Source organism: Noviherbaspirillum autotrophicum (assembly GCF_000818395.1).
GTDB classification, from domain to species: domain Bacteria; phylum Pseudomonadota; class Gammaproteobacteria; order Burkholderiales; family Burkholderiaceae_D; genus Noviherbaspirillum; species Noviherbaspirillum autotrophicum.
The window spans coordinates 1,803,167-1,815,636 of sequence record NZ_JWJG01000028.1 but is presented as its reverse complement, the minus strand read 5'-3'; the positions used below and the strand labels follow the sequence as shown (position 1 = coordinate 1,815,636).

At 57.6% G+C, this 12,470-nt stretch carries 11 protein-coding genes; 6 read left to right on the top strand and 5 right to left on the bottom strand.

Annotation, left to right across the window (positions count from 1 at the left end; genetic code table 11):
• Nucleotides 1-21 precede the first annotated feature (21 nt).
• Both TSA66_RS09725 and TSA66_RS09720 read left to right on the top strand, forming a co-directional pair.
• A complete protein-coding gene (locus TSA66_RS09725) occupies nt 22-528 on the top strand; it encodes an acetone carboxylase subunit gamma (protein WP_040039854.1) in 507 nt (168 codons plus the stop codon).
• A 262-nt stretch (nt 529-790) separates the two neighbouring features.
• Nucleotides 791-2,818, top strand: coding sequence for a sigma-54-dependent Fis family transcriptional regulator (locus TSA66_RS09720; protein ID WP_232429441.1), 2,028 nt, complete (start codon nt 791-793; stop codon nt 2,816-2,818).
• Between the two features lie 459 nt (nt 2,819-3,277).
• On the opposite strand, the gene TSA66_RS09715 is transcribed toward TSA66_RS09720, so the two are convergent.
• On the bottom strand, nt 3,278-4,264 hold the full coding sequence (locus TSA66_RS09715; protein WP_040042401.1) for an aldo/keto reductase: 987 nt from the start codon (nt 4,262-4,264) through the stop codon (nt 3,278-3,280).
• A gap of 999 nt (nt 4,265-5,263) precedes the next feature.
• Here TSA66_RS09715 and TSA66_RS09705 point away from each other — a divergent pair.
• Both TSA66_RS09705 and TSA66_RS09700 read left to right on the top strand, forming a co-directional pair.
• Complete coding sequence (locus TSA66_RS09705) at nt 5,264-5,662, top strand: VOC family protein (RefSeq protein WP_040039852.1); 399 nt, start codon at nt 5,264-5,266, stop codon at nt 5,660-5,662.
• Nucleotides 5,663-5,734: 72 nt separating this feature from the next.
• Nucleotides 5,735-6,193: a hypothetical protein gene (locus TSA66_RS09700; protein ID WP_232429440.1), complete on the top strand. Its 459-nt coding sequence runs from the start codon at nt 5,735-5,737 to the stop codon at nt 6,191-6,193.
• 336 nt (nt 6,194-6,529) lie between these two features.
• Here TSA66_RS09700 and TSA66_RS09695 read toward each other — a convergent pair whose 3' ends face one another.
• Entirely contained in the window at nt 6,530-7,486 is a 957-nt protein-coding gene (locus TSA66_RS09695; RefSeq protein WP_040039851.1) for an NAD-dependent epimerase/dehydratase family protein, read from the bottom strand.
• Nucleotides 7,483-7,893 (bottom strand): MerR family DNA-binding protein, encoded by a 411-nt coding sequence (locus tag TSA66_RS09690; RefSeq protein ID WP_040039850.1) that lies wholly within the window; start codon nt 7,891-7,893, stop codon nt 7,483-7,485. Before TSA66_RS09690 ends, TSA66_RS09695 begins: the two co-directional genes overlap by 4 nt.
• A 268-nt stretch (nt 7,894-8,161) precedes the next feature.
• On the opposite strand from TSA66_RS09690, the gene TSA66_RS09685 reads away from it, so the two are divergent.
• A complete protein-coding gene (locus TSA66_RS09685) occupies nt 8,162-10,174 on the top strand; it encodes an EAL domain-containing protein (protein WP_157691650.1) in 2,013 nt (670 codons plus the stop codon).
• 3 nt (nt 10,175-10,177) lie between these two features.
• Here the strand turns inward: TSA66_RS09685 and TSA66_RS09680 are convergent, their stop codons facing one another.
• The gene (locus TSA66_RS09680) at nt 10,178-11,152 is read right to left on the bottom strand and encodes a class I SAM-dependent methyltransferase (RefSeq protein WP_157691649.1); all 975 of its coding nucleotides are present in this window, start codon (nt 11,150-11,152) and stop codon (nt 10,178-10,180) included.
• A gap of 247 nt (nt 11,153-11,399) precedes the next feature.
• On the opposite strand from TSA66_RS09680, the gene TSA66_RS09675 reads away from it, so the two are divergent.
• A complete protein-coding gene (locus tag TSA66_RS09675) occupies nt 11,400-11,825 on the top strand; it encodes a hypothetical protein (protein WP_040039848.1) in 426 nt (141 codons plus the stop codon).
• Nucleotides 11,826-12,225: 400 nt separating this feature from the next.
• Here TSA66_RS09675 and TSA66_RS27685 read toward each other — a convergent pair.
• Nucleotides 12,226-12,470 (bottom strand): hypothetical protein (locus tag TSA66_RS27685; protein WP_232429439.1); only part of this gene is annotated, 245 nt, incomplete at its 5' end.

Here is a 12,470-nt window from a genome sequence, read left to right as displayed (position 1 = left end):
ATCAAACAGAAAGGAATCAACATGACTACCTATACCAGTGAACAGATCAAGAACCTGGTCGACGGCAAGCTCGATTGGGACACCACCTTGCGCATGCTGTCGATGCCCAAGGATGCAGAGCGCTTCCAGATGTATGTCGATACGCTGCAAAAGAAGCTTGGCTGGAAAGACCGCATCGTCCTGCCGCTCGGGCCGCACATGTATATCGTGCAGCAGGCGAAGACGAAGAAATGGGTTACGCAATGCGACTGTGGCCACGTGTTCTGCGACTACCGGGAAAACTGGAAGCTGCATGCCAATATCTACGTGCGCGACAACGAGGAAGCGATGACCGAGGTCTATCCGAAGATGATGGCGCCCGATACCAAATGGCAGGTCTACCGCGAGTATTACTGCCCGGAATGCGGCACCATGCACGACGTGGAAGCGCCGACGCCGTGGTACCCGGTCGTGCATGACTTCGAGCCGGACATCGAGGCCTTCTATGCGGAATGGGTGAAGCTGCCGGTGCCTGAGCGCGCCGACTGATACTCACGTTTGCCACGTCCGGAATACGACCGTCCGATTTTCGGACGGTCGTCGTGTTTTCGAACGGTTTTCGCTACTGCCAAGACAGTTTGGCCCGGGACCTGCGCTGGTTTGCATCTTGCTTAATCGTCATCACCTACGGCCGCTGGCATCGCCCCGGCGGATGGGAGTAGGATAGAAGCCATTCCTTTCCAAATACACAATATCGACAAGCCGGAACCGGACGCCCATCCGGAGAATCCGGTCCCCAAGGAGACACGGAATGCCGATGACAAGCACGCCGATGGACTGGATTTCCCGGCCCGACCACGACGCCAGCGTTCTTCTTGCCTGGGAACATATGATTAGCGGTGACAAGTTGCCGGACGGCGGACTTCGCAGCGTCGTCGACAAGTCCTGGCGCCGCTGCTTGGACAGCAGGGTCAATCCCAAGGCCGAGAGCGCGCCGCCACCGCTGGACGACGGCCGGCTTGCCGCCAGTCTCGAAAAGAATGCGCGGCTGATGGATGCGAGCATGCCGCTGATCGAACAGACCCGCGACTTCCTTTCCCAGACCGGCACCATCATGCTGCTGGCGGACCCGGACGGCGTGATCCTGCAACTGGCAGGCGATGCACGCATCGTGGAACCGGCCGGCGAGGTACGGCTGATCCCGGGTTGCAACTGGACGGAAATCAATTGCGGCACCAACGCCATCGGCACCGCGCTTGCACTCCAGCAGCCAGTCCAAATCCACGGCGCCGAACACTTCTGCGCGGGCATCAAGCGCTGGACCTGTTCGGCGACGGTGATCCGCGATCCGCTTGACCATGGCGTGCTCGGCGTGATCGATGTATCAGGCCTCGCCCATACCTATAGCCGCCACAGCCTGGCACTGGCCGTTTCACTGGCGGACCGGATCGAGGGGCGGCTGGCGCGGCTCCTGATGGAGCGCCGCATGCGTCTGCTCGACCGGTGTGCTGAGTACCTTGGTTCCGACCGAAACGATGGCGTGCTCGTGATCGATGAACACGGGCGCATCGTCAAGGCCAACCAGCACGCGGCGACGATGCTTGCGCAACGCGGCGTGACCGTGAAGCTGGGAGATACGGCGCCGGTAGCCAGCACGAGCGCCCTTGCGGGCGACGCTCCGGCGCTCCTGCCCGAATGGCTGCGCAGTGCGCATATCGACACCATGCGCGATCACGGAGCGGTGCTCGGCTTCCTGATCGTCATGCCCGCCGCGGCACGCATCGCCGCATCCATGTCCTTGCGGGCGGCCAGGACGAAAGAGAAGAGCGCAACGCCGTTTGCCCGGATCGTCGGCGAGAGCGCCGCCCTCCGTGCCGCCGTCGCCAAGGCGGAAAAACTTGCGCCGTCGCGGGTACCCGTGTTGCTCCTCGGTGAGACCGGGGTGGGCAAGGAGTTGTTTGCGCAGGGTATCCACCAGAGCAGCAGCTGCGCCAGCGGCCCCTTCGTTGCCCTGAACTGCGGCGGCCTGTCGCGCGACCTGCTTGCCAGCGAACTGTTTGGCTATGCCGAGGGCGCGTTTACCGGCGCCCGCAAGTCTGGCGCCGCCGGCAAGATCGAAGCCGCGAATGGCGGCACCCTGTTCCTCGACGAAATCGGCGAAATGCCGATCGATATACAGCCGCACCTGCTTCGCGTGCTGGAAGAGGGGGAAATCTACCGGCTCGGCGAGAATGCCCCGCGCAAGGTCAACATCCGCCTCATCGCAGCTACTCACCGTAACCTGCGCGAAGAGGTTGCGCAGGGCAAATTCCGCATGGATCTGTTCTATCGGATCGCCGTCACCAACGTCTGCATACCGCCGCTGCGGGAGCGCAGAAGCGATATTCCCGCGCTCGTCGCCGAGTGGCTGCATCGTCTTTGCGAGCGCTACGGCATGGCACCGCCCACCTTCGACGATGAAGCCGCCGCCTGCCTTGAACGCTACGACTGGCCCGGCAATGTACGAGAACTTCGAAACGCAGTCGAGAGCTCCCTGCTCATGGCACAAGGCAGCGTCATCACATCGGACAGTCTGCCACCCGAAATCCTGCCCAGCGCCGCTCTCCCGTCAGGCACGAGGCAAGAGCCATTGGCATCCACGCAGGCAAAAATCTATTCGCTGGAATCTGCTGAAGTCGAATCGATTCGTAATGCGCTCGCGCATTGCGAAGGCAATCTGACCAAGGCGGCTACGCATTTAGGCATAGCGAAAAGCACCTTGTATGAAAAGATTCGGAAATACAGACTTTCCGATGCCGTAAGCAATACCAGAAACGGACGGGGCGATACACACGCATAGCGGTTCCTTGACAACCGGTTTCGCGCCGAATAAGTTTCAGGACGAATCGCCATGGCTTTCATCGACACTTCTGAGCCGCATGCCAAGCGAAGATGAAAGGCCGCTTTCGGGATCGCGTAGCTTTCGTTTTTGGACGTCAGGCCCACTTCACCGTCAGCGCAGAACTAGCGGCAAAGCCGTCTATGTATGGTCGGACGATTTCGCCCGACACAGTGGTGCGGACATAGCAGCCGGAGTAACGACCGGCCGTCTGCGGCCTGCCTTCATGCCGGGTGCAGATCCTGCGTCAGCGCTTCCTTGCCGCGCCTATCGACTCGGGGTTAACAGTCTCCATGCGGAACGGACGGCACCGGAGCAGGCCATGCATTGCGTTTCTTTCCGCGCGCCGCCTCATGAGCGGCTGCAGCCGCAACCCGCAGCGCCGGCGTTGTATCGTCGCCGCGACATGTTCATGGCGCGCTACCGGTTAAGCGCCTGCATTGCCGCTGCCGCATAGCGGTCGCCTGCCGCCGCACCGGGCGGCAGAATGCGGTCCATGCGCGCGAGATCCTCCGCGCTGAGCTGCACCGTCAGCGCGCCGGCGTTGTCCTCCAGATTGCGCCGGCGCTTGCTGCCGGGGATCGGCACGATGTCCTCGCCTTGCGCCAGCACCCAGGCCAGGGCGAGCTGGGCCGGGGAGCAGCCCTTCTCCTGCGCCATGCGCTCGACTTCCGCCACCAGGTTCAGATTGCGCTGGAAGTTTTCGCCCTGAAAGCGCGGGGAATGCCGGCGGTAATCGTCTTCCGCGAGGTCTTCGGGACGCTTGATCTGACCAGTAAGAAACCCGCGCCCCAGTGGGCTATACGCCACATAGCCGATGCCGAGTTCGCGCACGGTCGGCAGGACCTGCGCTTCCACATCACGGCTCCACAGCGAGTATTCCGTTTGCAATGCGCTGATGGGATGCACCTTGTGCGCACGCCGGATGGTTTCCGGCGCCGCTTCCGACATACCGAGATAGCGCACCTTGCCGGCCTTAACCAGTTCGGCCATGGCGCCAATGGTTTCCTCGATCGGTACATTCGGGTCGACCCGATGCTGATAATACAGATCGATGTGGTCGACACCCAATCGCTTCAGTGAAGCATCGCAGGCTTGCCGGACGTAGGCTGCATCGCCGCGAATGCCGAGGAATTCTCCTTTTTCGCCGCGCACGTTGCCAAACTTGGTCGCCAGTATCACCTTGTCCCGGCGATCGCCTATGGCCTTGCCGACCAGTACTTCATTGACGAACGGGCCGTACATGTCTGCGGTATCCAGAAAGTTGATGCCCAGTTCCAGTGCCCGGTGGATGGTCGCCATCGACTCTGCCTCGTCGCCGCGGCCATAAAATTCGGACATGCCCATGCAGCCAAGGCCGAGCGCCGAAACTTCCAGCCCTTGCTGTCCCAGTTTTCGTGTCTGCATAGATTCACCATCCTCTGAAAATATGGAAAAACCGCGCGTTTCCTTTTCCGCGAATACAGGATAATTTGCAGCGTCGCGGATGCAATGGCAAGCTGCGCCATCCTGTTCACGACAGCCTTTCGGTGCGCAGGTTTCGGAACGTGCCGCAGCAACTTGCCACAGCCTCATTCAACGCCGGATCGATTACGCAAGCAGGATGGTCCGAGCTGCGCTTCCCCGAACACGGGACCGCCCCGTGTCACTCATACTTGCGGCAGCGCAAGCGGAAGGCTCTGCATTTTTTCCGGCGCATCAAGATAAGAGCATCTTCCCATGGTCTCCCTTTCGTTATATCGACAGTTCGACACGAGTGGCAGAGTTAGGCCACCGCAGCGGACTCCAAAGCGTTCGCTAGGCGGAGGGTTTAGATGCCAGCTGCATATGCGCCACGTGTGCCGATGGTGAAGAATACTAGCCACGAAAGATGCTTGGCGCACACCCAAGAGTGCACTCGCGCCGCGCACTGCGACAGTGCTGGCGCCAACGTTCAGCACCTCGCGCTCACGGCCCGGCCCACCCGCTACGACGAGCAGACAAAGCGCTTGCTTGCGGGTAGCGAGATTGGCTTGACACTCGTTGCTTAGATAGGACAGGAAAGCTTTAACCTCGGCGGCTCCCATGCCCATGGGGCCTTTCAATTTGTGAAACCGGATATACCATCAGCTCCAGTAGACGTACGCGTCTTCGGTGCGTAAGCTGTAATGCCTGTCACGAATGCACCGCCGGACTCGGTCGAGTAGCTTGGGAAGATGGTGACGATGCGGGATGGGGCATCCACGGAAGCTGTCTGCTTTTCCCGCTTATTTAATGCCGCATGAAAACACGGTACCTTATCGGAAGGCAGGAACGGCAAGGGTTCCAACTGAATTGGTGAGCCGGGATAGGTGAACAGCTTGCCAGGTTACACAGAAATTTTTTCACCCTATTTGAAGCTAGACACAGGGAAAAAAGGGCAAGCACATGTTCTCTCATGTCTTCGTCGGCGTATCCGACTTTGATCGAGCGCTGGCGTTCTACGAGCCTCTAATGGCTACGCTGGGCATTGAGCGTCGGTTCTGTGATCGCGGTCGGCCTTGGGCAGGTTGGCAAACTGCTGGCGGCCCAAGGCCCCTCTTCCTCATCGGGGTGCCGTACGATCGTCAGCCTCATTCGGCGGGCAATGGACAAATGGTTGCCTTTCAAGCAGCGAGTCGGGCTGTGGTCCGCAAGGCGCATGAAGTTGCGCTGGCGTGCGGTGGATCATCAGAAGGCAAGCCAGGCTTGCGGCTCGAGTACCACTCGTCATACTACGGAGCCTACTTCCGCGATCCGGACAGAAATAAGCTGTGCGTTGTCTGCCATGCGGAGGAAGGTGAGTGAACCAACCGTGGCCTTCCCCCCCATCAAGCGGATGTCCTGCCGCTGGCGTAATCAGCTGCAGGACATCCGCTCATGTTGAACGTTAAAACTCATTCCTCTATGCTTAGTGCCGGTGCTCAAGCTCTAGTTGTTGGCGCAGCGCTTAGTGCGACTGCCGCCATGGCGCACCTGGCCTGCATCCTGATCGGCGCACCTGCCTATCGCTTCATGGGTGCTGGCGAACGCATGGCTCGCGCAGCCGAGGCTGGAAGGCTCCGACCGACACTTGTCACGCTGGTGATCACAATGATTCTCTTGCTATGGTCGGTGTATGCCCTATCCGGCGCTGGAGTCATCGGCCCACTGCCACTGATCCGACTCGTGCTAGTTCTAGCCTGCGCCGTCTATCTCGTCAGGGCCATAGCCTTTCCGTTTCTTAAGCCTGCATTTCCTGAAAACTCAAATACCTTTTGGTGGATTTCCTCTGGCATCTGTGGCCTCATTGGCCTGGCGTACGCCTACGGGACACTCTCCCTTTGGCAAACGCTGTAATGCCTCAGTCACCTGACCGATTTTTCAGACAAAGCTGATTTTGGATAGCCTCGCAATTGGGCGCGCATCGGATGCATATCCCGGACGATGTTAGCCATGTGCCCAGCGCTGCAGAGGCGCCGGTCAGCATAGCGTTGAACGGCAGCTTTCTGACTTACCGAGAGGCAGCTTTGGGTCGGCTGCTCCTGTTCACGACCGACAGGCGAAGGTCTGCAACCGTGCGTATAGCCGCCGGTACCGGAAAAATGCAGGCTAGGTATATCCGGCCAGAAGCCCGCATTCAGCAATTTTTCCGTTTTCCGCCATTCGTGCTTCACAGCGGGACAGGCGCCCGCTTCAAGCATACAACTGCGAAGGCATGTCGGCGAAGACCGGCTGGTATCCGAGTTCGCGCCGGATCTTGTCGATCCGGTAGTGCAGGGGCTGCGACACAAATGCCACCTCGAACCGCGTGAGCGGCGGTTTCGTGGCAGCGCCGAAAGCGCGCCACGTCTTTTCCATCAGTTTCGCCGCCGGCCGCAGCAGCCTGCCCGGCAGCGACAGGTGCGGAACACGTATTCCAGTCCGTTCGAATATCGCACTGAAAAACTGGCGCACGGTGCACTCGCGGCCATCGGTCACGGCATAGGCTTCGCCGCTGCGCCCATGATCGAGCGCCAGCACAATCGCTTCGACCACGTTGTCGACGTGGACCGCCTCGAACGGCGCCCGGCCACTATCAATCCAGACAAACCCGTCATGTGCGGCTTGCTGCAGTATCCCGGCTAGCGCCGGGCAGTCCTCGCCCCATATAAAGGTCGGACGCAGGACGATCCGCTCGATCGGCCCGTCGTACCCGAACACCGCCTGTTCTGCCAGCTTCTTCGCGTGCCCGTAATAGGAATTCGGTTCGGCCGCCGGCGGCAGTGTTTCATCGATGCCGACGAGCGGATCGGCATCTTGCCACACCGATTCCGAATTGATGTAGACAAAGCGGCTGACACCTTGGCGCGATGCGGCGTCAATCAGCCTGGCAGTCGCATCAACAATCTGCTCCCGAAAGCGCGGCCGCGGCCCCCACATTTCGATCGGGGCGGCGGCATGCACCAGTACATCGTAGCCGCTCAGCGTGCTAGCCCAGGCATCGATATTCTCCATTGAGCCGTCGACGACCTGCGTCACGCCCGCCAGCATCTGCGCTTTGCGGCATTCCTGGCTACGGCCATTCGCGCCCACCTCATGTCCAGCCTGGCGCAAGCGCTGCACCAAGTGCTTGCCGAGAAAACCGGATGCGCCCGTCACGAACACCTTCATTTTCTTCCCTTCCTGGCAAATAAACGTAGAATCGGGCACCCCACGTCGGCATCGGCGATCGGCTTGCTCGCCAGCTCGGTAAGCAAGGCCCGCATTTCCTGTAATTCGGCGATCCGTACATTCAGCGCGGCAATTTGCGATTCCGCTGCCGCACGCAGCTCGGTGAAATCGCTATCGGCCGTCAGGCTCGGCAGCCGGCCAATCTCAGCGAGCGTGAACCCGGCGGCCTTGCCCTGGCGGATAAAGTCCAGGCACAGCAATGTATCCGACGGATATTCCCGGTAACTGTTGGACGATCGGTGCAGTTCAGGCACCAGCCCTCGTATTTCATAGAAACGCAAGGTTTCGCGATCGATGCCGGCCTCCTTGCAGATTTGGCTGGTTCTGAAATGTTGTTCGGCGTTCATACGGAAAAAGTATAAAGTCGGTAGTGCACTACCAGATCAAGCGCATATTGGGCATCTTTTGCATTCAGACGTGCGGCGAGCTTCATGTATCTCTCGTTCTGATTGGCTCGTCACATCAGTTGGCTTGTGAAGTCATCTTTGGCTCCATCGTGTCAACGTATCCGGTGTCGGCCAAGGTGTATGGGATTCCTTTCTTGCAATCAAATTACATAGCCTCTAAATTATTGACTTAAGGAAATGCCAAGATTGTTAGCAGACAGAGGTCTCATTGAATTCCATCCATCCATTTCAACGCTTACTTGGAACCGCAACGCCGCGCTGGATCTTGCCGGCAACAGGTTGCTCCATGACCCTGGTTGGAGCAGAAGGATACGAAGCGATCACGGTCACCATTAATTCCCTCGAAACGGAACAACTGCGCGCGAGTTCGGGAACGGTCACTGCAATGGAAGTCGAAGCGGTCCTTGGCGGGGAAACGATCCGGATGCACTTGGTTGGTCGGCGGATGAACCAATCTGAATGGCACGGGACAGCAGCGATGTTGTCCGATACGGATTCCGTCGTGCGCAGCTTGCAAAATGGGCTGGCTTACACTGAAACCGTGCTCGCCGAGGTCAATTGTCTAGTGGTCGTGATTGATCACGAGGGCAGGATTCGCCGGTGCAACAAGTTGTGTGAAGAAACGTTTGGATATAGTGAAGCGCAGGTGTTGGGTCAACCGGCTTTCGATTTTATTCCGCAAGGGTTTCAGCGCGAGCAATCGCGAGAAAAAGTCGCCGAGATTTTCCAAAAACTCGTTCCCTTTGAAATGGAGAGGCCGGTCGTAACCTTACGCGGCGAACGTTTAATCCGGTGGCGCAACAAGCTGGTCAGGAGTGGGTCTGGTCCGGATGAATGGCACCTGATCTCGGCTGGAACGGACATCACCGAAGAGCGTGCCGCACAGAAGAAGCTCTTGGCGCTGGCGCATATCGATCAGCTAACGGGACTGCCGAACCGGTTATCCATTCAGGAGACTATCCAGAACCAGATTGCGCAGCAGCCCGATCAGGCGTTTTCCATCATGATGCTTGATCTGAACGGTTTCGCCAAGGTCAATTACCTGTATGGCCATGCCGTCGGCGACCAACTGCTCGAGCGTGCGAGAGATGTCATTCTCAGTTGTTTGCGTGAATGCGATTTGCTGGCGCGTTCGGGCGGAGATGCCTTCCTTGTGCTGCTCGGCGGTGGCGCGGGCACGGAGTCGGCAGAACGTGTTGCTGCTCGTATTTTGGCGCGCATGAAGGAGCCATTTGATCTGGGCAGCGGCCTTGTCTATGCGGATTTCAAAATTGGAATTTCAACTTATCCGGATCACGGAAGCACGGCCACAGAGTTGATTCGCAACGCGGACACTGCCAAGTACGTCGCCAAGGAAAACGGCGGAAGAACATTCCTTACGTTTGAAAAAGACATGCATGCGCGCGTCGAAGAACACATTTGGCTCGATACCCATCTGCGCGCCGCAATGGCGAAGTTCGAACTCGACTTGTACTATCAGCCCAAGGTATGCCTGACCACTGGGCAGACACGCAGTGTAGAGGCGCTGCTGCGTTGGCGATCTCCTGAACGCGGCATGATTTCCCCGGCGGCGTTCATTCCTTATGCCGAAGAATCCGGCCTGATCATTCAGCTCGGCAAATGGGTCATTCGTGAAGCGGCGGCCCAGGCTTACAAATGGCAGAAATCCGGACTGAACCTGCGTATTGCGGTCAATATCTCCGCCAGACAGCTGTGTCACACGACCTTGATGGAGGACTTCACCAATGCGCTGTTAGATAACCGGCTCGCGCCATCCCTCCTGGACATTGAACTGACGGAGAGCTGTCTGGCTGAAGATGAAACGCTTGCACTGGAGCGCATTGAACGATTCCGCCAACTGGGCGCTCAGATTCATCTGGACGACTTTGGCACCGGTTATTCGTCGCTGTCGCGTCTGGCGCGTCTGCCGCTGGATGTCGTCAAGCTGGACCGATCCTTTATTTCCTCGTCCATCGAAGACAATCGATCCCGAGCCTTGGTCTGTTCGATGGTGTCGGCAGCGCAATCGCTTGGACTGAAAACCATTGCGGAAGGTGTGGAAACGGCCGATCAGACCGAATTCTTGCGCAATATCGGTGTCGACTATGTGCAGGGATTCCTCTTTGCCAAGCCAATGACGGCGGACGATCTCGAGGTGTGGTACGCCTGCCGGCATCAGGGAGCGTTCCCTGATGCCGGCAGGGCAGTTAAAGTGTCTTGATAATCAGGCGCGGGCAATCGCGATATGCTGCACGCCCGTCGGGCCTGCCACATATTCGATCTGGTCACTGTCCCAGCCAGCTGCAGCAAACATTTGCTCGACCATGGTGCGGGTGCGGTAGCGATGGCGCCAGCGAATGACTTTTTCGAGATACGCGTCTTCCACGTTGGCTTGCACGAAGGAATAGACAAACACGCCGCCGGGCTTCAACGTCGATTTAATCTTGCTCATCAGACGAATCATGTCCGGGTTGGTCGACGCCACATCCTGCGGATGTTCGCTGCCCTTCAATGCGCGCAGCACCCGGCTCTTGATGACCTTGTCGATATGGTCACCCACGCCAATCATCAACACCATATCGCGCGTGCCGGCCTGATTCGCATAAAATTCCAGCGCCGTAATATCGGCACAGTGCTGTTGGAATGTTGAGTTAAACGTGGTCACGTCCAGACCGGTCGTTTTCGCATACTGTCGCGCGAGATCGTAGGTTTCCGGGAGATGGTCGATTAGCCCAAATTGCGTGCGGCAATTGCTCGGTAGACGCCGGTATGCGTCAATCACATATAACCCGGACCCGGATCCTAGCACGTCCACGGTCATGGTCTGTGAGCGCGCCTGACGTTTGGACGCTTCGTCTTTGAGGATCGCGCTCACCATATGCGCGCGCCAACGCACATCCCGAATATTCGCCATTTGGTGCAGAAACAGGGTCCACAACGGTCCCAAGGTCATCCCGAAGGCCATCAACAGCACGCGCTGCCACAGTGGCCTCGCCTGAAGCAGTGCAAAATGGCGGATAGGGGACGCAAATATCCAGCGCTTGTACATGGGCACAATACTTTCGGCCGCTTCTGGATTACTGCGCACGTACGCAAATACCGGACTCAAGTCGGCAACCAGTCGGCCGATATCAGGATGGACGGCAAGGAATTGACTGAAGCGCGAATGCACTGCGGTCACTGGATTACTCATACTCATGTCTACTCCTTTTAGTTGTTTATATGCTAATTAATTGGACTGCATTGACCCTATGTCCCTTGCACATTAGGAACAATTCGATGGATTTTGAGAAAAATGCAGATGGGAAATTATTTTAGCTGCAACGAATATTAACAAAACGCTATGTTGATTAAAAGACATTAATCGAGCCGACACGAGCTTGTGTGCAGTTGAAAAAATCATCCGTGCTAAATTTTAAAAGAGTAAAAATTTGAGGAGGCCAACTATGCACGCGCTGCAGTCTGAACCGCCGCGTTTCGAGCATCTCTCAGGCACCCAAGTGGAGGCGATCACCTGCTTTATCCGGGTCAAGCAATCCTTTGAATGGCGCAGCGTTCGTGCGATGATCCTGATGTGGGTCGTTTGGCTGGTGGTTTGGCTTGGTCAAAGCATGGAGACGATGTTCCACGACAGTCTGACCGGGCAGTTGTTGCCATCCTTAATGGCATGGTTCGTCACCTTCGCGCTTTTACGAACCAAATATCATTTGTTGAACACGGAGCGTGCGTTACGTACATGCGACTTGACGCCGTCAATGGTGTCGCTGTTACATTCTCTTCCGCTGTCGAATTACGACCCCTGGATTCGTCAGCGTCGGGAAGGCTCCTATACACTCACCCTCAGGGTCAGACCTTCTCGTGGAAGTTTTTAAACAGCGGGGAGGGGCAGCGTAATGACTGACCTGTCCTGAGAGTTTCGGATCACAATACATTTGAGAAGAGTACTTCCTAACGAAAGGGGCAATGAAGAAGAGTCGCCCCAGTGACGAGCAACATTGGTGAGCACGTCTCTTCCAAACATTTCGGAGGGCTGCCCAGTAATATGGCTATTTTATGTGCAGGCGCACGACAGTGTCAGTCGCTTCAGAGACGACCTGATTACGGCCATTTTCCTTGACCTTATATAGCGCATTGTCGAGCGCTTCATCAGCGAAGCTAAGGTGTCGCTCATTTTCAGAATTGCGATCCCCATAGTGAACACCACACCTGTCAGCGCATCTCTCGACTTCTTGGTAAAGAATGAACAGCTTGGCCGCACTGTCTGCTGCTGGTTCAGTAGATGGCCGCTTTGGGGCGGCTGTCCTCCTTCATTCCACCCTTGTGATCGTCTGAAAGGCCGCCGATAGCAGCCGGTGCCTCAAGGGTGTCGACCATGCACTTCCGGCCATAAGCAGTCAGTAGCAGCCGGTTTGGAGCACTCAATACCGGACCTTCGACATCTCTTTTCCCCTGCAGTAATAGTCCGTGACAGGATGGAAGTCCATACCTTCTTGCGTCGGTTGTCGATTCTGTTAATA